The sequence below is a fragment of the Nannocystis bainbridge genome, assembly GCF_028368995.1.
In the GTDB taxonomy this organism is placed as follows: Bacteria; Myxococcota_A; Polyangia; order Nannocystales; family Nannocystaceae; genus Nannocystis; species Nannocystis bainbridge.
In genome coordinates this window covers 376,619-395,693 of sequence record NZ_JAQNDL010000004.1, presented here as the reverse complement: position 1 = coordinate 395,693, position 19,075 = coordinate 376,619, and the positions used below count along the sequence as shown (strand labels likewise).

General features: G+C 72.9%; 16 protein-coding genes. 6 read left to right on the top strand and 10 right to left on the bottom strand.

What is annotated here, in order from left to right; translation table 11 throughout:
• Window positions 1–7: 7 nt before the first annotated feature.
• Both POL25_RS38985 and POL25_RS38980 read left to right on the top strand, forming a co-directional pair.
• A complete protein-coding gene (locus POL25_RS38985; protein WP_272091479.1) occupies window positions 8–1,006 on the top strand; it encodes an outer membrane beta-barrel domain-containing protein in 999 nt (332 codons plus the stop codon).
• A 12-nt stretch (window positions 1,007–1,018) separates the two neighbouring features.
• Window positions 1,019–1,990 carry an outer membrane beta-barrel domain-containing protein gene (locus POL25_RS38980; protein WP_272091478.1) on the top strand — a complete coding sequence of 324 codons (972 nt, stop codon included), beginning with the start codon at window positions 1,019–1,021 and terminating at the stop codon, window positions 1,988–1,990.
• A 224-nt stretch (window positions 1,991–2,214) separates the two neighbouring features.
• On the opposite strand, the gene POL25_RS38975 is transcribed toward POL25_RS38980, so the two are convergent.
• The 5 genes from POL25_RS38975 to POL25_RS38955 all read right to left on the bottom strand — a co-directional run bounded on the left by POL25_RS38975 (window position 2,215) and on the right by POL25_RS38955 (window position 11,112).
• Window positions 2,215–2,646, bottom strand: coding sequence for a hypothetical protein (locus tag POL25_RS38975; RefSeq protein ID WP_272091477.1), 432 nt, complete (start codon window positions 2,644–2,646; stop codon window positions 2,215–2,217).
• A gap of 180 nt (window positions 2,647–2,826) precedes the next feature.
• Window positions 2,827–8,073: a sigma 54-interacting transcriptional regulator gene (locus tag POL25_RS38970; protein WP_272091476.1), complete on the bottom strand. Its 5,247-nt coding sequence runs from the start codon at window positions 8,071–8,073 to the stop codon at window positions 2,827–2,829.
• Entirely contained in the window at window positions 8,070–9,464 is a 1,395-nt protein-coding gene (locus tag POL25_RS38965; protein WP_272091475.1) for an AI-2E family transporter, read from the bottom strand. Before POL25_RS38965 ends, POL25_RS38970 begins: the two co-directional genes overlap by 4 nt.
• Window positions 9,461–10,642: a tetratricopeptide repeat protein gene (locus tag POL25_RS38960; RefSeq protein ID WP_272091474.1), complete on the bottom strand. Its 1,182-nt coding sequence runs from the start codon at window positions 10,640–10,642 to the stop codon at window positions 9,461–9,463. Before POL25_RS38960 ends, POL25_RS38965 begins: the two co-directional genes overlap by 4 nt.
• A complete protein-coding gene (locus POL25_RS38955) occupies window positions 10,639–11,112 on the bottom strand; it encodes a hypothetical protein (protein WP_272091473.1) in 474 nt (157 codons plus the stop codon). The genes POL25_RS38960 and POL25_RS38955 overlap by 4 nt, the downstream gene beginning before the upstream one ends.
• A gap of 42 nt (window positions 11,113–11,154) precedes the next feature.
• Between POL25_RS38955 and POL25_RS38950 the strand changes: the two genes are divergently transcribed.
• Window positions 11,155–11,898, top strand: coding sequence for a MopE-related protein (locus POL25_RS38950; protein WP_272091472.1), 744 nt, complete (start codon window positions 11,155–11,157; stop codon window positions 11,896–11,898).
• Between the two features lie 485 nt (window positions 11,899–12,383).
• Here POL25_RS38950 and POL25_RS38945 read toward each other — a convergent pair whose 3' ends face one another.
• Window positions 12,384–13,097: a redoxin family protein gene (locus POL25_RS38945; RefSeq protein WP_272091471.1), complete on the bottom strand. Its 714-nt coding sequence runs from the start codon at window positions 13,095–13,097 to the stop codon at window positions 12,384–12,386.
• A gap of 39 nt (window positions 13,098–13,136) precedes the next feature.
• Between POL25_RS38945 and POL25_RS44725 the strand changes: the two genes are divergently transcribed.
• Window positions 13,137–13,712, top strand: a complete 576-nt coding sequence (locus POL25_RS44725) for a 2OG-Fe(II) oxygenase (protein WP_272091470.1) — start codon at window positions 13,137–13,139, stop codon at window positions 13,710–13,712.
• 107 nt (window positions 13,713–13,819) lie between these two features.
• Window positions 13,820–14,158: a hypothetical protein gene (locus tag POL25_RS38935; RefSeq protein WP_272091469.1), complete on the top strand. Its 339-nt coding sequence runs from the start codon at window positions 13,820–13,822 to the stop codon at window positions 14,156–14,158.
• Window positions 14,159–14,293: 135 nt separating this feature from the next.
• On the opposite strand, the gene POL25_RS38930 is transcribed toward POL25_RS38935, so the two are convergent.
• From POL25_RS38930 to accD, 3 genes are all read right to left on the bottom strand, one after another.
• Window positions 14,294–14,935, bottom strand: coding sequence for a DNA-3-methyladenine glycosylase family protein (locus tag POL25_RS38930; RefSeq protein WP_272091468.1), 642 nt, complete (start codon window positions 14,933–14,935; stop codon window positions 14,294–14,296).
• 100 nt (window positions 14,936–15,035) lie between these two features.
• Complete coding sequence (locus POL25_RS38925; protein WP_272091467.1) at window positions 15,036–16,262, bottom strand: bifunctional folylpolyglutamate synthase/dihydrofolate synthase; 1,227 nt, start codon at window positions 16,260–16,262, stop codon at window positions 15,036–15,038.
• A gap of 6 nt (window positions 16,263–16,268) precedes the next feature.
• Complete coding sequence (gene accD, locus POL25_RS38920; protein WP_272091466.1) at window positions 16,269–17,162, bottom strand: acetyl-CoA carboxylase, carboxyltransferase subunit beta; 894 nt, start codon at window positions 17,160–17,162, stop codon at window positions 16,269–16,271.
• Between the two features lie 92 nt (window positions 17,163–17,254).
• On the opposite strand from accD, the gene purM reads away from it, so the two are divergent.
• Window positions 17,255–18,364, top strand: coding sequence for a phosphoribosylformylglycinamidine cyclo-ligase (purM, locus tag POL25_RS38915; RefSeq protein WP_276594743.1), 1,110 nt, complete (start codon window positions 17,255–17,257; stop codon window positions 18,362–18,364).
• 115 nt (window positions 18,365–18,479) lie between these two features.
• Here the strand turns inward: purM and POL25_RS38910 are convergent, their stop codons facing one another.
• The gene (locus POL25_RS38910) at window positions 18,480–18,971 is read right to left on the bottom strand and encodes a hypothetical protein (RefSeq protein WP_272091464.1); all 492 of its coding nucleotides are present in this window, start codon (window positions 18,969–18,971) and stop codon (window positions 18,480–18,482) included.
• Window positions 18,972–19,075 lie beyond the last annotated feature (104 nt).

The window sequence follows — 19,075 nt, the reverse complement described above, 5'->3', positions numbered from 1 at the left end:
GGTGAGCATGCGACGTTCTTTGACCGGCTCGGCTGTTCTCCTGGCAGCCTGGGCCTTCACTGCTCCTGGAACCGCCGCCGCGGCCCTCGCGGCACCCGCCCCCGCTCCTGCCGCGCCTGCGGCCCCGGCCGACGACGACACGATCGTCCTCGACGAGGCCGAGAGCGAGACCCCGGCCAAGCCCGCGGGCGAAGCCAAGGCAGGTGGTGAGGCCGGTGCTTCGACCGACCTGTTCGGCGACGCGAACAAGGGCAAGGCGGCGGCCTCGGGCGAGACCGGCAAGGTCAGCGCGACCTCCGAAGCCGACCAGTTGAAGCAGGACAAGGCGTTCATTACCGTCGTGCAGCGCCAGCGCTTCCTCAAGAAGAAGCGCTTCGAGCTGCAGCCGCAGATCGGCATCACGGTCAACGATCCCTTCGTCCGCCACTTCACCGTCGGCGCCGAGCTCAACTACTGGATCACCAACCGCATGGCGGTCGGTATCACGGGCACGGCCTTCTTCGGCAACAAGACCTCGCGGTACACCAACATCCGCTTCCAGGAGAGCGTGCTGTTGACCGCGAACAAGACGCTGTGGCAGGCCAGCGTCAACTTCCTCTACAACCCGTTCTACGGCAAGATCGCGGTGTTCAACCGTGCCTTGATGCACTGGGAGTCGTACGTCCAGGTCGGCGGCGGCGCGATCCAGACCCAGGTGATTCCGCGGTACGAGGCCATCCACGAGCCGTTCCGCCACCTCACCGGCCAGGGCAACTTCGCCATCGGCGCCCGCTTCTACGGCCCGCGCGTCGACTGGATCTCGGTCAACTTCGGCGTTCGCACCTGGATCTACCAGGACAAGCTCGAGCCGACGGAGCGTGGCCCGGGCCCCAATCAGCTCGACAGCCTCGACTCCGCCGACGCTGCCAAGGATGCCGCGGTCAAGAAGCTCGCCTTCAACGTGGTCTTCTTCCTGGGGTTGAGCTTCTACTTCCCCACCTCCTTCCAGTACACCACCCGCCGCTAAGAGCACCTCGACATGCACCGGATTCGATCGCTCACTGTTCTGGCGGCATCCCTGGTCGCCATCTCGTTGCTCCCCGACGTCGCGCATGCCAAGCGGAAGAGCCCGCTCGAAGGCAAGCCGGTCGTCGTCCGCAAGCTCGAGCTGCGCAAGCTTCGCTTCGGCATCACGCCGTTCGTCGGCATGAGCCTGTCGCAGACCTTCGTCCACAAGGGTTACGTCGGCGGCAAGCTCCACTTCGACTTCACCGACTGGATCGGCATCCAGGCGAAGTTCGCGTACGGCGTGATCAACCGCGACGCCAAGCTGCTCAAGGCGCTCAACGACGAGTCCGGCGGCCTCCCGCGCGGCATCCCGACGGGTACGCCCGAGAACCAGTCCCTCGCGCCCGTCCGTACGCTGGCCGACTTCAACAGCCCCGCGCCGCTGCTCCACGACTTCCAGTCGGGCCTCACGCGCAACAACTGGCTGGCCAGCTTCGACGTTGTGTTCAAGCCCTTCAGCGGCAAGCTGGGCCTGTTCTCGGGCATCTTCACCGAGTACGACATGTACCTGTTCGCCGGCCTCGGCCTGGCCAATTTCGGGCGTCACTACCCGAACGCCCGGTCGACCAGCGACCTGCTCGGCCTCGACACGGCGAACGGCAGCCCGACGTACTGCCGCGACGGGGACAGCACCAACCGCGAGTGTTACCTGCACCCGGTCAAGCCCGACACGGGCCTCAAGGTCGGTCCGAGCTTCGGCGGCGGCGTGAACATCTTCCTCGCCGACTTCGCCTCGCTCAACCTCGATGTCCACGACATCATGACCTACAACAACGCGGCCGGCCTCAACTCGACCACGACGGACGTGCCGCCGAAGGTCGACCGCCAGGACGCCAACTGGAACCACAACGTGATGTTCTCGCTCGGCGTCACGTTCTACCTCCCGCCCAAGGCCAAGCGCTCCGTGCTCAAGGTCGGCGGCAAGGCGGTCAAGACCCAGTAAGCGCGCCTCCCGGTCGAGTCCTCGCAGGGCCCGTCAGCTTCGCTGGCGGGCTCTGGTGCTTTCGGGCGCTGCTGTCGGCGTGAGGGCTTCGTGACAGCCGTGGAGGAGCGCCACGAAGCCCGTACGGCAGAGTCGCCGCCCGACCGATGCACACCGCACGCGTCGAGCCGCGCGCGTCGTCTCGACGACCTGTCCTTCGGGCCAGCTCACTCCGGGCGCCGGGCTCAGCACTCGTCGGCCTGCTCCATCGTCGCCACGGTCGCGTCGTCCGCCTCGATGCCGGCGACGTAGAACCGGTGCTGGCTCGCCGGTCCGTCGAGACCCGGCTCCTCGAACCACACCTCGAGGCAGTTGTCGGTGAGGTCGAGCTTCACCGCGTCGAACTCGAACTGGCCGTACTGGTCGGCGAACACGAAGAAGCCCCGATCGCCGGAGCTGTCGTACACGAACACCCGCGTGTCGGCCTGCGGCGCCTCGACCTCGAGGTTGCCCTGCACTCGCACGTACTGCACAGGGGCCGCCTTGAGGCTCGGCGGCGGGACCGGCACGGAGATCCCGAACTGCCCGGTGAACGGCCGGTCGGTGCGCGTAGGCAGGTGCGTGTTGCAGGCGCTCAGGACGACGAGGACGGCGGCGAGGAGGACGCGGAAGTGCATGGGTCGGAGCTCCAGGCGGCTGCGACGCACGGCGAGCACCGTGGGTCTGCGACCACGGTCTCATTGTGCAAGGCTTACACCAAGCCGCCAAGGGCGTGATCGCTGGATAAAGCCCAGCGGCCTCGCAACCCCGATGGCGACCAGGGACCAAATCGCCAACGAGGTTGGCAGGCGCGACGCTCACTCCTCGTCTTCGCCGCCGCTCTCGAGCCGCCGCAATTTCTTCTGCAGCCCGAAGCGTGACAGCCCCAGCAGCGTCGCCGCGCGGGTCTGATTGCCGCTGGCCTGCTGCAGCGCGCGGTCGATGAGCTCGCGCTCCAGTCGCTCGACGCGCGGCCGCAGGCGCAGGTCGTCGGCGGCCGGCGCCCCGCTCGCCGGCGCCTCGCGGATCGCCGGCGAGAGGTCGTCCGGCTCGACGCGGGCCTCGCACAGCGCGACCCACCGCTGCACCTCGTTCTCGAGCTCGCGGATGTTGCCCGGCCACGCATAGCGAGCGAGCAGCCGGATCGCCGCAGCGCTCACGGTGAGCCGCCGCCCGCGATCGTACTTGCCCAAAAAATGCTCGATGAGCAGCGGCAGGTCCTCGGTGCGCGCGCGCAGCGGAGGCAGCTCGACCTTCACCACCCGCACCCGATACAGCAGGTCCTTGCGGAACTGGCCGGCCGCGACCATCGCGTCGAGGTCGCGGTTGCTGGCCGCGATCAGCCGCACGTCGATCTTGCGCACCGCCGTCTCACCGACCCGCCGGACCTCGCCCTCTTGCAGCACGCGCAGCAGCTTGGTCTGCATCGCCGGGCTCATCTCACCGATCTCGTCGAGGAACAGCGAGCCGCCGTCGGCCGCCTCGAACAGCCCCGGCGTGGCCCGCTGCGCCCCCGTGAACGCGCCCTTGGCGTGGCCGAACAGCACGCTCTCGAGCAGGGTCTCGGGGATGGCGCCGCAGTTCTCGGCCACGAACGGGCGAGCCTTTCGCGGCCCGCCGTCGTGGATCGCCCGCGCCACCAGCTCCTTGCCGGTCCCGCTCTCGCCGTAGATGACGACCGGCACGTCGCTGTCGGCGAGGCGGTCGACCAGGCGGAACACGGTCTGGATCGAACCTGTCCCTCCGACCATGTTCCGATAGCCGCGTCGCTCCGGCGTGCGGGCCGCCTCGCGCAGGCCGCGGACCTCGAGCTCGCGCTCCTCGAGCAGCGCCGCCAGCTCGCGCCCGCGCTCGGCCAGGGCCGCCACCGCCCCGCGATGCGCGATCGCCAGCGCCGCCAGCTCGGCGTACTCCTCGAGCCGCGCCAGGTCGGCCTCGCCCCAGGCCCCGCGGCGCAGCCGGTGATCGACGTACAGCGCCCCGAGCAGCGCCCCGCGGTGCACGAGCGGCACCGCCAGCACGCTGCGCAGGTTGAGGTGGCTGATCGATCGCGACTGGCCGAAGCGATCGTCGGTGATCGCGTCGACGCTGAGGATCGGCGTGCCCTCGGCGAGCACGCGGTCGAGCACCGAGCGCGAGAACGTGCCGCCGGGCCCGCCGGCGAGCTCGCGCGCGATCAGGGTCGGCGGCGCCGCCTCTGCGCCGCGCGCCGGCGGCGACGGCAACACCGCGATCGCCCCGCGCTCCGCGTCGCACAGCTCCATCGCCGCGTCGACCACCTGCGCCAGCAGCCGCCCGAGGTCGTCCTCGCGGACCAGCCGCCGGTACATCCGCAGCAGGTGGCCCGCGTCGCCGCTGCGCCTCCCGACCTCGGCCTGCGGGGCCTCGCCCGCGGTCTCACCTGTACTTTCGGGCAGGTCGCTCACCAGCGCCGCGACGGCCGCCCGATCGCCCGACTCCGCGAGCAGGGCCGCGCGCGCGCTGGGCTTGTCGAGTTCGGGGATCTTGCTCATCAATGCCTCCCAGGTGTGCGCGGCCCGGCGAGCGAGCGCGGGCCGCCGCGGGTCGCTCGGGCTCAGGATAGCGTGAAGGACGTGGTCGTAGTGCCAGGCCAGCTCGAGCCGCCCGCGCGCCGCGAGCTCGACGGGCGGCGGCAGCTCGGCCAGGCGCAGGCATGCCCGCGCGAGCTCGCCGGGCACCCCGCCAGCGGCTGCCGTCAGCACGCCCTCGAGCGCCGCCGTCACCTCGAGCCCCTCGTCGCCCTCGCCGAGGCCCTGCTCCGCCGCCGCCAGCAGCTCGACCGCTCGCGCCGGCTGACCGCTGCGCCGCGCCGCCGCGGCCGCCCGCAGCCGCGCCTCGCAGGCGTCGCGCGTCGCCCCGGCCCCTTGCAGCGCCTCGGCCGCCGCCGCGAACGCGTGTGCCACCGCGGCGTCGCTGCCCTGCCCGCGCAGCCGCTCGCCCCACACCAGCTCCGCCTGCACGCGCCCAAGCCGCGCCTGCGCCAGCGACCCCGAGGTCCCGCTCAGCGTCTGCGCCAGCAGCACGTGCAGCCGCACCGCCTCGGCTTGCGCGCCGGCCCGCACCAGCAGCTGCACGAGGTTCTCGGCCAGCTCGGGCAGCGCCTGCACGCGCCCGAGCGCCAGGTAGCCGCGCAGCGCCTGCCGCCCGTGCTCGAGCCCGCGGCCGAGCTCGCCGCTGAGGATCGCCAGCGCCGCCAGGTTGGCCGCCAATAGCGTGCGCCCTATCCCCTCACCGGCCCGCTCGAACCCCGCGGCCGCCCGCTCGTAGGCCGCCTCTGCCCGTCCGAGCTGCCCGCGCAGGTGCGCCAGGTTGCCGCGGACTTGATCGATCCGGGCCTGCAGCCCCGGAGCACCGGCCGCCCCGAGCCGCCCCTCGGCCCGCTCCAGCCAGCCCTCCGCGTGCCCCTCCGCCCCGCCGTAGATGGCAGCCAGCGCCGCCCACAGCCACGCCTCGGCCGCCCCGGACCCGCTCGCCGCGAGCGCGGATCGGAGCATGTCCTCGTGAGCATGTTCGAATGGCCATGTCCCAACGGCCATGTCCTTTGGGGCCTGCTCTTCAGAGCATGTCCCCTCTGCCATGACAGCGGGCGCTCCTGCCAGAGCGCCATCCGCCTCGGCTCGGCCGTCACCTGTCTCTCGCGCCGGCCCGTCGCTCGCCTCGCGCGTCTCGGCTCGACCGTCACCTGTCTCTCGCGCCAGCCCCTCGCTTTCCCCACTCGTCTCAGCCCGCCCGTCACCTGTCTCTCGCGCCAGCCCGCTGCTCTCGGCCCGTTCTGCACCTGTCTCTCGCGCCAGCTCCCGAGGCGCCAGCCGCAGCACCTCGGCCACGGCCTCGCTCGCGCGCCCGAGGTCCGTCAGCGCCCGCCAGCGCAGGCCCAGCGCCGTTGCCCGCAGCCCGTCGGCCAGCTCCGGGCTCACCAGCAGCGCCTCGAGGCGGCCCAGCGCCTCCCCGGCGCGCCCGGTCTGCTCGAGCGCCCGCGCGGCCACCAGCGCGCAGCGAGGCCCCCCCCCCGCGGCCAGCGTCAGCGCTCGCCCGGCCTGCCCGGCCCGCAGCAGCGCCCCCGCCAGCTTGGCCCGCGACACGTCGGGCAGCTCGGCGTCGATCCGCTCGAGCAGGCGCGGCAGCGCCGGGTCGCGCTCCCACGGCCCGCCCGACTCTTCACACCCGGCCAGCCAGCGCGACACCGCCTGCGGCGCCTCGGCGTCGACCGCCAGCGCCAGGGCCACGCTTCGGCCTGCCCCTCCGGACATGTCCTCTTCGCCATGTCCACCGCGCCCGCCAGCCTCTTCGAGCTCGGCCAGCCGCTCCCGCGCCAGCTCGCGCACCCGCGGCCCGAACGTCCGCCGCGCCGCCGCCACTGCCCAGCCGAGCGGCACCCCGCCCGGCGCGAACAGGTGCGCCGCTTGCAGCCCGGCCCCGGTGGCGACCGCCGCCTCGCGCCCCTCGGCCGTCCACGCCGCCTCGAGCACCAGGCGGGCCCGCCCGGCGTCGAGCGCCCCGCGGGCCGTCGCCGCCGCCCCGGCGATCCCCTCCGGCGTCGGCCGGGCCAGCACCGCCCGCGCGCTCGCCTCGATCGCCTCGACCGTCGCGCCCGGCCAGCCGCCGGTGGCCGCCCGCAGCGCCGCGGCCCAGCCCTCGCGCTCCTCCGGCGGATCGAGCACCGGCTGCAGCGCCTGCGACAGCTCCTCCTCGGTCCACGGCCGCAGCTCCACCACCGCGATCGGCGGCTCCCCGCGCCCGGCCGCCTCCGCCCCCGCCCGGGCCAGCGCCGCCCCGACGGCTGGCGACACCGGCACGATCACCGTCGTCCGGGCCATCGCCGCGGCCGCCGCCAGCACCGCCGACCTGCGCCTTGCGACATGTTCTTCGTCACCGGTCTCTTCGGCCAGGTCACCCGGCCACGGCGGCGCCTCCGGCAGCCCGAACACCGCCGCCTCGGCGCCCGCGATCCAGGCCTCGATCCACCCCGCGGCCGGCACCTGCAGCGCCGCCCCGAGCCGCTCCGCCGGACACAGGCGGGCCGGCGGACCCTCAGCCTGGGCCTGCAGCGTGGCGACCAGCTCCTCGACCACGCGCCCACGACCCGCACCCGGCGGCCCCACGACCGCGACCAGCTGCGCGCGCGGGGTCGGCAACAGCACCGCCAGCGCCGGCGCCAGCGAGGTCCCGGCGTACGGCCAGCGGGCCGGCAGCCACCACGTCGGGCCTGACTCCGAGGACATGTTCTCCGTGACATGTCCATCGAGACATGTCACGAGCAACCCCTGCAGGCGCGCCAGCACCAGCCGCAGGTCGACCAGCCGGCGCGCCCCGTCGAGCGCCAGCAGGCGGCGCAGCAGCGCCAGCAGTTCCGTCGGCACCGGCGCCTGCGCGGCCAGCTCGGCCAGGCGAGCGTCGACCGCCCGTTCGCCGCGGCGCAGCGCGTCGACGAGCCCCTCCGGCCGGCTCCACGGCGCCGCGCCGAACAGGCGGAAGCACAGCAGGCACCCGAGCGCGAACGCGTCGGCCGCTGGCCCGCCGCCGCCTGCCAGCGCCTCCGGGGCGAGGAAGCCGGGCGTGCCGCAGCCGAGGCAGCCGACCTGGCCGAAGTCGGTGAGCACCACCCCGCCCTCGCCCGCCAGCACGTTGCCGGGGCTGACGTCGCCATGGTGCGTGCCGGCCTCGTGGATCGCCCGCAGCGCGTGGGCGACCGCGATCGCCTCGCCGAGCGCCTCCGCCAGCGCCACCGGCCCCGCCGTCAGCGGCGCGCCGTCGATCCACCCGGTCACCAGCCACGCGCCGCCACCTGTCTCTTGGAGCAGCTCGAGCGCGGCCGGCAGGTGCGGCGAGCTGACGCGGCGCAGCACCCGGAACGCCTGCCGGACCTGCGCGGCGCGCCCCGGCGGCACGTGCTTGAGGGCCACGCGCCGGCCGCCCGCGTCGGCGTCGCGCGCCGTCCACGTCCCGCCCTCGGCGCCCTCGCCGAGCCGCGCGACCGCGACGAACCGAGGCGGGAGGCCGAGGGCGAGGTCGCGCTCCGCACCGCCCACGGCAGCCCTCGTCACGGCCCGGTGAAGCGGTCCGAGGCGTCGCTGTCGGCGGCGACGAAGCTGCCCGAGTCGGCGGCCACGCGCGACGCCTCGACCGAGGTCGTCACCGACTGCATCGCCGGCACGACGTCGCCGGACGTGCTCGGCCCGTGGTGCCAGCGCGAGCGGCGGAACGCGAACAGGAACAGCGTCTGCAGCATGCTCGCCACCGGCGCCGCCAGCAGCGCCCCGGTCAGCCCGTAGACGTGCTCACCCGCCAGCAGCGCGAAGATCACCACGACCGGGTGCATGTGCGCCGCGTCGCCGATGATCTTCGGGTTGAACACGTTGGCTTCGAGCAGGTGGATGCCGGCGATCCACGCCAGCATCAGCAGCGGCGGCCCGAACGACAGGCCGTTCTCGTTCGACACCAGCGCCACCAGCAGGATCGGGATCGACGAGATGATGGTGCCGAAGATCGGCACCAGGCTGAACGCCGCCGCCACCACCGCCAGCAGGAAGCTGTACTTGATGTCGAAGATGACGAGGCCGATGTAGGTCAGCACGCCGTTGACCAGGCAGATCAGCAGCTGGCCGCGGATGACCCCGGCGAGGCCGACGTCGAGCAGGCCCATGATCTCGTCGTAGGTGCGGCGGTGCTGGATCGGCACCATCGCCCGCACGAAGCCCGTCACCCGCTGCGGGTTGACGAGGATGAACGCCGCCAGCATCAGCGTGATCGTGAAGTTCGTCAGGAAGGTCGTGACCCCGCTGACCAGGCTGCGGAGGAACCCGGCGATCTGGCCGGTGTACTCGGTGCCCTTCGACACCACCAGCTTGCGCAGCGTGTCGGTCAGCTTCTTCTCTTCGGTCGAGCTCGGGGCCGCGATCGTGTAGCGGCCGTCGCCAGCGTCGGCCACGTGGAGCCGCGCGCCCTCGAGGCTGATCGACCACGAGCCGTCGCGGTTCGGCTTGGCCAGCAGCTCCGACGGCTTCGGCGGCTCCATCGGTCCCGTCGTCACCGCCTCGTCGAGCTGGTGGAGCGTGCCGAGCGAGCCGTCGACCCACCGCGACGCCTGCGGCAGCACGTTCTGATCGAGGTACTCGATCGCCGCCGGGGCCGTGTCGCGCAGGCGCGAGAAGTCGGCCACGAGCGCCGGCAAGAACAGCGTCAAAAACGCCGTCATCAGCCCGAACAGCGACAGATAGACGAGGATGACCGAGAGCACGCGTCCGAGCCGGACCTGCATCCGGTTGATCACCGGCGCCATCAGGTACGCCAGGGCGAACGCGAACACGAACGGGACCATCACCTCGCGGAAGATGATGGCGAGCACCACCGGGAACAGCAGGAAGCCCCACAGCCGGAGGAACCGCCCGATCGACCCGAGCAGCTCGTGCTTGCGTGTCGGCGTCGAGTCGTTCATGTGCGGCTCCTGGCGCCCGAACGCGGGCTCAGGTCCTCGACCGCGACGGCGCTGTCCCAGGCCCCGCAGCTGCAGCGGAAGCCGAATCTGGCCATCGGCGCGGCGCACAGCCGGCACACGAGCGTGGGGGGCGTGTTGTAATTCATCGCAGCGTCGCGGACCGTGGCATCGGGCGCCGCATCGCGCGGCGCCTGAGCGAGGCGCAAGCGTATCAGTCCGAGCGCCGCCGCGGGGGAGCGTGACGCGACCCTGCCGAGCGCCTGGGCCGCCTGGTCGGGGTCACGCCGAGCCACGCGCTCGGCCAGCGCCACTACCAGACTGCTGGCGTTCGCCGTGCGCAAGCTCGCCTGCATGCGCTCGAGCAGCTCGTCCTGCGCGCCCTCCTCCTTCGCCCACGACCACGCCTCGCTCGTCAGCGCGTGCGCGCCCGCAGGCGCCAGCTCCCAGGCCCGCTGCCACGCCTCGAGCGCCTCCTCGCGGGCCCCCGCGACCACGGCGACGCGGGCCCGCGCGGTCCACACGTGACCGCTGTCGGGCGCCAGCTCGAGCGCGCGCTCGACCAGCTTGCGCGCCTTGAAGGGATCGCCCTCGTGCAGGGCCGCCAGCGCCTGACCGGCGACCGCGTGCCCGCGACCGATCCGCGACTGCCTCCGCCGCCGCGCCGGCGCCAGCTTCTCGTGGCGCTCCCACGCCGCCGCCGCCCGCTCCCACGCGCCGGCCTGCTCGAGCGCCTGCGCCAGCGACTCGAGCGTCGCCACCGATTGCGGCGCCAGGCTGATCGCCCGCGTCAGCGCCCCGACGGCCGCCTGCTCGTGGCCCTGCGCCAGCAGATCGCGCCCGAGGCCGACCAGCCCCGCGACCCGCATCTCGGGCGCCAGCTCGGCCGACGCCAGGACCGTGCGGTGCAGCGCCTTGGCCCGCTCGACGCGGCCGCGACGGCGGTCGAGCGCGGCCAGGGCGAGGAACACGGTCGCGTCGTTGGGCTCGACCTCCGCGATCCGCTCGAGCTCTTCGGCCACGTTCTCGACGTCGCCCTCGGCGAGCTCGCGGATCACGTGCCCGCGGCGGGCCAGTCGCTCGATCGCCTCCCGCCGCGGCGCCAACCGCCACCACGCCAGGGCAGCCCCGATTCCGCCGGCGGCCAGGGCCACGACCACGAACGCCAGCAGCTCGCTCACCCGACGTCCCCTTCGCGTCGCGGCTGCGAGCCCGACCATGACCGCGTCGCCGCCGTGCTCGGGCCCGACACGCCGAGCATCACGGGCCGGCGCGTATCGCTGAGATGGGCCTCGCGGGCCAGCAATTCGTCCTCGTCCTCCTGTCGCAGGGGCAAGGTGCGGAGCTCGAGCACTTCACGCTCGAGCTCGCGGGTGCGCCGTTGCGCGATCGCCGCGGACCGGATCCGAAACGGCGCCCGGATGGCCGCCACGGCCAGCAGCGCCGCGGTGGCGACCCATCCGGCCAGCAGCGCCGCGGCGTGGACCTCGAAGCGGCGGCGGACGAACGACGGGGCAAGATCGGCGGCGGGCAGGTAGAGCACCACCTCGACCCATCCGGTGTTCGCACCCAGCGTGACGAGCGTCCACACGAGGCCCAGCGCGAGCAGGATGAGGCTGACCAGAAGGTAGACTTTGCCCAGCAGGGACACTTTGATGCGGCGGATGATATCAGGCGGTGTATAGTCCCGGCCATGGGAAACCCCGCTGCGTCCTTTTTCGCCTCCGGCACAGGGATCCTCCGCCGGGGATGCCTCGCCGGGCTAGCGATCGGCGCCTTCGTCGGCGCGTGCGCCAATACCGACCAGAACCTCGAGCAGAAGAGGCTCCTCGAGGAGCTCAACTCGACCGGCAGCAAGCCCGCGCAGTGCAAGCCGAAGATCCTCGAGTCCTGCTACGACGGCCCGCAAGGCACCTCCGGCCGCGGCCTGTGCAAGGACGGCACGCGCACCTGCAGCGACGACGCGACGTGGGGCCAGTGCAGCGGTCAGGTGACGCCCATCAAGGAGCTCTGCAACCGCAAGGACGACGACTGCGACGGCATCGTCGACAACGACTTCGAGCGCGAGGGCGCCACCTGCACGATCGGCAAGGGCGAGTGCAAGAGCTCGGGCGTGTGGAAGTGCAACGCCGACGGCAAGGGCGCCACGTGTGACGCCCCGCAGCCCTCGATCAAGGCCGAGGTGTGCGACGGCCTCGACAACGACTGCGACGACAAGATCGACGAGGACGTGCCGGGCACCGGCGTCGCCTGCCAGACCGGCAAGGTCGGCGTGTGCGCCCCGGGCGTCATGCAGTGCCTCGGCGGCCGGATCCAGTGCGTCGCCAATGTCCAGCCGAGCCAGGAGATCTGCAACAACCTCGACGACGACTGCAACAACGTCGTCGACGACCGCTGCCTGACCGCCGAAGAGGCCGCCAAGCTCAAGAACAAGTGAGCCGCGCCCTCCGCGGCCCCCGAACGGCGCGGCGCCCCTCGGGCCCGCGCCGTTCGTGCGTCCGCGATCGGGCATGTCCCTTCAGACATGTCGTTTTGAACATGCTCTGAGAGCCACGTCCCGGGACCTCGACCATCTCGGCGCAGCCGCGAAGAACATGTCCCCGAGGACAGCCGCGTCGCGTCCACCGAGCGGGCCCGCGCCTGTCCTCGAGGACAGCCCTGCCGCGACCGTGGACTCGCAGCGGCGCGCCCGACAGCGAGCAACCGTCCCGCTCACGCTGGCGCGCCCGGCAGCGAGCGACCGTCCCGCTCACGCTGGCCCGGCAGCGCGAGCGGCCGCCCCGCTCACGCTGGCCCGACAGCGAGCGACCGTCCCGCAGGCGCGCCCGGCAGCGACCGCCCCGCTCACGCTGGCGCGCGGCCGCCAGCTCGCTTCAGTTCGCGGACTCGACGTACAGCCGCGCGCGTGCGCGGCCGCCCGCCTCACTTCGCGTACTTGACCGAGCAGCCCCACGCGCGCGTGTCGGCCTGCGCGACCGGCTTGCCGCCCAGCACGGCCGCCAGCGCGTCCTCGAACAGCGCCACGCGCGTGCCGCCCTCGGCCTCGTTCATCGGCGCGTTGTCGAGGCCGCCGCGGTAGACCAGCGCGCCCTCGGCGTCGACGATGTACATGTGCGGCGTGTTGGTGGCCCCGTACGCGTGGCCGACCGCGCCCGTCTCGTCGAGCAGGATCGGGTGGGCCAGCGACCACGTCTTGGCCGCGGCCTGGTTGGCGTCCGCGCCGTGGCCCTGCTTGCCCGGCGCGCCGGAGTTGATCGCCAGCCACGTCACCGTCGGCGACGCCGCCGTCGTGCGCGCCGCCAGATCCTTCAGCGGTCCGGCGTCGTGCGCCGCCTTGACGAACGGGCACTCGGGGTTGAACCACTCGATCACCACCGTCTTGCCGCGCAGGTCGGACAGCTTGACCGTCTTGCCGTCGGCGGTCGGCAGCGTGAAGTCGGGGGCCGGCTTGCCGATCGCCGCGACCGCGGCCGGATCGGCGAGCGGGTTCGCGGTCGGCGCCGGCGTCGGGGCGGCGGCCTTCGCCTCGCCGTCGGCGGCGGGCGTCTTGGTCGGCGTTCCGGCGGCAGCAGGCGGCTTGGCGCCGTCACAGGCGGTCAGAGCGAGGGCGAGGGCGAGCAAGGTTCGTGGGGTCACGGCAGGCTCCTGGGTCGCGCTTTTGCGTATCCTGGGGCGGTGTACCACCGATCGCTCGACCTGTCACACCCGCCGGTCTGGACCGTCGACGACGTGCTGACGGCCGGCGAGTGCGTGGCGCTGATCGAGCGCATCGAGTCGCTCGGCCCGGCCCGCGCGCCCGTCACCATGTTGCGCGCCCCCGTGCTGCGCCCCGAGCTCACCGACAACAAGCGCGTCATCCTCGACGATCCCGAGCTCGCGGACCTGCTGTTCGAGCGGGTCCGGCCCGCGGTGCCGCCGCAGATCGCCGGCATGACCGTCCTCGGCATCCACCAGCGGCTCCGTTGCTACCGCTACGACCCCGGCGAGCGCTTCGCCCCGCACTTCGACGGCGCCTGCGTCCGCGCTGACGACGAGCGCAGCCTGCTCACCTTCATGATCTATCTCAACGAGGACTACACCGGCGGCGAGACCCACTTCCTCCACCTCGAGCAGAGCGTCATCCCCCACACCGGGCTCGGCATCTTGTTTCAGCACCGCCACCTGCACCAGGGCCGCGCCGTCGCCACCGGCCGCAAGTACGTCGTGCGCTGCGACATCCTCTACAAGGGGCCCTTCCCGCCGCGCGAGTGACCCGCCGCCCAGTCTCTCGCAGCGTCCGTCTCGACGTCACGCTCCGGGTGCTCGGCCGCGCGCCGGTGGCGGCGGCGGTCCCCGGCCCGGCGTGCTAGCTTCCCGCCATGAGCAGCGCGGACGAGGATCTCCCGATCGTCAGCCGGATCGTCATCGAGGTCCGCTCCGATGGCACGCGCACGGTCGCGCGCGGCGCCGCGGAGGACCCAGGCGGCAAGGTCGGCCTCGAGGTCCGCGCCGACAGCCCGGTCGAGCTGGTGACAGCGCTCGTCAAGCTGCTCATGCAAGCACCTGCCCTTGCGACCACGTCCTTTCGGACAGGTCGCAAGCGACAGGTCCCATCGGACAGCCTCCCCGGCGCCCCGCCTCCCCGCGCCCTCGGCCCCGCCAGCCGCGCCCGCGACCTCGCGGCCCGCGTCCGCCGCCGCCTCGGCTTCGGCGAGTGAGCCGCGACGGCCGAGCGACATCCGCCACACCGCTGCGTACAGCGACCCGGAGCATCACCGCCGCGCCGCGTGCAGTGAGTCCCGGCCCAGCAGGATGTCGGGCGGCATCCGAAGTCCGCCGCCCCCCGCCGGCCCTCACGTCTGCGTATCGAGCGAGCGCCAGAAGTACCACGCGGCCGCGCTGCGGTACGGCGAGAACGGGTCCCCGAGCGCTTCGAGTTCGCGCTGGGTCGGCGACTCGTCGAGGCCGAACGTCTGCCCGTAGCCCTTGCGCACCGCGAAGTCGCCGACCGGCCACACGTCGGGGCGGCCGAGGCGGAAGATCAGCATCATCTCCACCGTCCAGCGCCCGATCCCGCGGACCTGGATCAGGCGCTCGACGATGGCAGCGTCTTCCATCTTCGCCAGCGCGCGCATCGTCGGGACCACGCCGTCGAGTGTCTTTTGGGCCAGGTCTTTCAGGGCAGCCTGCTTGCCCGCCGACAGCCCCGCCGCGCGCAGCCGCTCCGCCGGCAGCTCGAGCAACGCCGCCGGCTCGGGGAACTGGCCGCCCTCGCCGAGCAGGCACGCGCGCCCGTAGATCGTCGACGCCGCCGCGCCCGCGAGCTGCTGGAACACGATCGACCGCGCCAGCGCCCCGTACGGGCTCGCCCCGGCGTCGCGCCGCAGCGTGATCGGCCCCAGCCGATCGATCAGCCGCTTCATCGCCTTGTGACTGCGGCGCAGGTGAGTCGCCGCAGCGTCGGTGTCGTAGGGGAGCGGTCGCGTCTGCGCCATCGTCGTCTCGCTGGCCCGCGCGGGCCCTCACGATCTTGTACGCGCAATCGCCCGCGCGATCCATCGCCGCGCAGCCGGCTCGCCCTCGCCTGCGAGCGCCTCAGCGGCCGCGCAGCGGATCGGTGAGCGGCAGCGCGTCGGTGACCTCGCCGAGCACGTCCTCGCGCAGCTGCCCCACCAGCAGGTGCGAGCCGCACACCACCAGCTCGCCGCCCGCGGCCAGGTGCTCGCGCCACGCCGCAGTGAACTCGGGGCCCATGCCATCCAGGAACAACCGCGTATCGGCGGCCCCGAGCGACGCCAGGTCGTAGCCGCCCGGTCCCGGCGTCACCAACCACAGCGGAACCTGCAAGCGACGCAGCTGCGCCACCATCCCCGGCCCGTCCTTGTCGGCCAGGCAACCGAACACGATCGCCCGCCGCGGATGCGGCTGTCCTTCGAGCCAGGTCACCAGCGCCGCGAGCCCGTGCGGATTGTGCCCCGCGTCGAACACCACCGTCCCGCCGCCGCTCGTCACTCGCTCGCAGCGGCCGGGCCAGCGCACCCCGTCGAGGTCGCCCACCGACACCTCCGGATCGAGGAAGCGCGCCCCCGCCAGCGCCAGCGCGCCGTTGATCCGCTGGTGCGCGCCCGGCAGCCCCTCGGGCGCGCGAACCAGCGGCTCGACGAACCGCAGCCGCACCCCGTGCTCCATCGCGGACGCCTGCAGCACCGCCGCCGCGGCCGGATGTTGTGGCGCCGACCACACCGGCGCCCCGTCGCGCATCACCGCCGCCTTCTCGCCCGCGATCGCCTCGATCGTGTCGCCGAGGTACATCTGATGGTCGAGGTCGATCGGCGTCATCAGCGTGGCCGTCGCCGGCACTACCCCGGTCGCGTCGAGACGCCCGCCCAGACCTGTCTCCAAGACCATGGTCTCGACGCCGGCCTCGGCGAACGCAAGCAGCGCCGCCGCCGTCAACACCTCGAAGAACGTCAGCGGCCGCGGCAGCGCCGGCCCCTCGAGCCGCAGCACGCGCTCGACCAACCGCTCCATCGCGGCGTCATCGAGCGGCACGCCGTCGATCCGGATCCGCTCGCCCACGCGGTGCAAGTGCGGGCTCGTATAGAGGCCCACGCGTCGACCGCGGCGCCCCAGCGCGTGCGCCACCATCGCCGACGTCGAGCCCTTGCCGTTGGTGCCGACCACGTGGACCACCGGCACGCCCTTGCCGGGCTCGCCGAGGCCCTCCCACGCCGCGCGCACCGCCTCGAGCCCGCGGATCACCCCGAGCGAGCGGCGGGCGAACAGCGCCAGCTGCCAGGCCGGGGGTGTCTTCATGGACATGTCCGATCAGCCAGCCGGCGCCGGCGGCAGCGCGGCCACGGCCTTGGCCGGCGCGCCGGCCAGCAGGCGCAGCATCAGGCCCAGCTGCTCGCGCATCTCGAGCCGGCCGACGATGCGGTCGAGCATGCCGTGCTCGAGCAGGAACTCGGCGCGCTGGAACCCGGGCGGCAGCTCCTGGCCGATCGTCTGCTGGACCACGCGCGGGCCGGCGAACCCGACCAGCGCGCGCGGCTCGGCGAGGATGATGTCGCCGAGCATGGCGAAGCTGGCCGCCACGCCGCCGGTGGTCGGGTGCAGGCAGACCGAGACGTACGGGATCCCGGCGGCGCGCAGGCGGCCGCGGGCGGCCGAGGTTTTGGCCATCTGCATGAGCGACAGGATCCCCTCCTGCATGCGCGCTCCGCCGGACGCGCTGAAGACGACCGCGGGGATCTTGCGCTCGAGGGCCCGCTCGAACACGCGGGTGACCTTCTCGCCGACCACCGAGCCCATCGAGCCGCCCATGTACTCGAACACGAAGAAGCCGGCGCTGACGTCGAGGCCGTCGATGCGGCCGAAGCCGGCGGTGAACGCGTCGGTCGGGCCGACGCTGCGGTCGGCCTTGGTGACGCGGTCGCTGTAGGCCGCCTGGTCGCGGAAGCCGAGCGGATCTCCGGAGCGCAGCTCGAGATCCAGCGGCTGCCACGAGTCCGGGTCGAGCATCGCCGCGATCCGCTCCTTCGTCGGCAGCACGTGGTGGTGCCCGCACACCGGGCAGACGCGGAGGTTCTGCACGAACTCCGCGGTGTACGTGATCTCACCGCACGCGTCGCACTTGGTCCACAAGCCGCGCGGGACGGACACCTTGTTGCTCTCGCTCGTCTGCTCGAGCGGCTGCTTTTTGCGGCTCCACCACGCCATGCGAATCGGGCTCCCTTGCCGGGGCGCATCATCGCCGCGACGGGGCACCTTTTCAAGGCCGTTGCCGCGAGGCCCGCGCCTTGGTACGCGTCATGCCCGTGCAGGATCGCAAGGACCCCCTCACTTACAAGGGCGCGGGCGTCGACATCAGCGCCGGCAACGAAGCCGTGCGGCGGATTCGGCGCCTCGTGGCCGGAACGCGCCGACCCGAGCAGATCGGCGACATCGGCGGTTTCGCTGGCCTGATGGGCCTACCGACCGGCGTCGGCGATCCCGTGCTGGTCGCCTGCACCGACGGCGTGGGCACGAAGTTGCTCGTGGCGATCGCGCTCGATCGCCACGACACCGTCGGCATCGACCTCGTGGCGATGAACGTCAACGACCTGCTCGTCACCGGCGCGAGCACGCTCTTCGTGCTCGACTACATCGCCTGCGACCGGGTCGTGCCCGAGCGCATCGAGGCGCTCGTGAGCGGCATCGTCGACGGCTGCAAGCAGTCGCGCTGCGCCCTCCTGGGCGGCGAGACGGCCGAGCTGCCCGGCCTCTACGCCCATGACCACTACGACCTCGCCGCCTTCGCCGTCGGCGTCGTCGACCGCAGCAAGATGCTCGGGCCCACCCGCGTGAAGGACGGCGACGTCGTGCTCGGCCTGCGCTCGAGCGGCCTCCACAGCAACGGCTACAGCCTGGCGCGCAAGGCCTTGCTCGACCCTGCGCACGCAGGCCTGTCGTTCGCGGACCCGCTGCCCGGCGATCCCGCGGGCCGCAGCGTCGGCGACGCCCTGCTCACGCCGACGCGGATCTACGAGCCCGCGTTCGCGGCCCTGCGTGGCCTCGAGCACGCCCCGCTGCACGGCGCCGCCCACATCACCGGCGGCGGCCTGCTCGAGAACCCGGCGCGTGCGCTCGCCGACGACCTCGCGCTCGAGCTCGATCTCTCGTCGGTCGAGCTTCCCCCGGTGCTCGCCGCGGTCGCCGGTCAGGGCGTCGGCGTGCGCGAGCTGCTGCGCACCTTCAACTGCGGCGTCGGCATGCTGCTCTACGTCGACCCGGCCCACGTCGAGGTCGTCCGCGCCGCGCTCACCGCGACCGGCGAGGAGCCCTACACGCTCGGCCGTGTGGTCGCCCGCCCCGCCGCCGACGCGCCGCAGGTGCGCCTGGCGGGCGCAGCCTGGATGCGCGGCGCCGTCGAGGCCGAGTAGCGAGCTGTCCATTTGGACAGCTCATCCTGTCCCGAGAGACACATCGTGATCGCCCGCCACACATGTCCCTCGAGACATGTGTGGGCGGTCTGGGCGCGCGGCGCTGGCGGGTCGACTACGGCACCCGATCGAGCACCGTCGTCGTGCCCATGCCGTCCACGATCGCCGTCGTCACCACCAGTTCGGAAACCGTCACCTTGTCGACCGAGTACTCGACCGGCGAGCCCAACGCCGAGATGACGAGTCGGTCCGGGGTCAGCGCGAACGTCCCCTCGAGGTCGTTGCCGCCCTTCTTCACCCAGCGACCGCCTTCCTCGAAGCTCCAGGTGCCCTCGACGACCGGCTCCTCCGGATCGAGGGGCTTGCCGTCACGGATGTAGACGAGGTGCTTGATCCTCCAGGTGCCGAGCAGCGCCTTCGGATCGATCGCCGCCCGCTTCGTGTCCGCGGGGATCGGTGCCGGCTGCTGGTTCGCCAGTTCCTCGGCGGTCTTCACGATCTCGTGCGCGACCGCGTCCTCGGCCTTCGACACGACCGGCGGCGGCGGCTCGCCTTTGGACTCGCACGCCCCCATCACCAGCAACACGCTCATCACCGACCGACGCATGGAGGTCACGATAGCAGGCGCTCGCCACCGCGTCACGCGTCAGACACCGATGCGAGGCGCTCGCCCACTCGTCGAGCGCCCGCCTGACTCTCGGGACAGGCGAC

Excerpts from the sequence above, each read along its gene's own strand:
- POL25_RS38935 (WP_272091469.1), top strand. The coding sequence starts at position 13,820 with ATGAGCAGCGCGGACGAGGATCTCCCGATCGTCAGCCGGATCGTCATC.
- accD (WP_272091466.1), bottom strand. The coding sequence starts at position 17,162 with ATGGCGTGGTGGAGCCGCAAAAAGCAGCCGCTCGAGCAGACGAGCGAG.
- POL25_RS38965 (WP_272091475.1), bottom strand. The coding sequence starts at position 9,464 with ATGAACGACTCGACGCCGACACGCAAGCACGAGCTGCTCGGGTCGATC.
- POL25_RS38985 (WP_272091479.1), top strand. The coding sequence starts at position 8 with ATGCGACGTTCTTTGACCGGCTCGGCTGTTCTCCTGGCAGCCTGGGCC.
- POL25_RS38930 (WP_272091468.1), bottom strand. The coding sequence starts at position 14,935 with ATGGCGCAGACGCGACCGCTCCCCTACGACACCGACGCTGCGGCGACT.
- POL25_RS38950 (WP_272091472.1), top strand. The coding sequence starts at position 11,155 with ATGGGAAACCCCGCTGCGTCCTTTTTCGCCTCCGGCACAGGGATCCTC.
- POL25_RS38910 (WP_272091464.1), bottom strand. The coding sequence starts at position 18,971 with ATGCGTCGGTCGGTGATGAGCGTGTTGCTGGTGATGGGGGCGTGCGAG.
- POL25_RS38975 (WP_272091477.1), bottom strand. The coding sequence starts at position 2,646 with ATGCACTTCCGCGTCCTCCTCGCCGCCGTCCTCGTCGTCCTGAGCGCC.
- POL25_RS38925 (WP_272091467.1), bottom strand. The coding sequence starts at position 16,262 with ATGTCCATGAAGACACCCCCGGCCTGGCAGCTGGCGCTGTTCGCCCGC.
- purM (WP_276594743.1), top strand. The coding sequence starts at position 17,255 with ATGCCCGTGCAGGATCGCAAGGACCCCCTCACTTACAAGGGCGCGGGC.
- POL25_RS38980 (WP_272091478.1), top strand. The coding sequence starts at position 1,019 with ATGCACCGGATTCGATCGCTCACTGTTCTGGCGGCATCCCTGGTCGCC.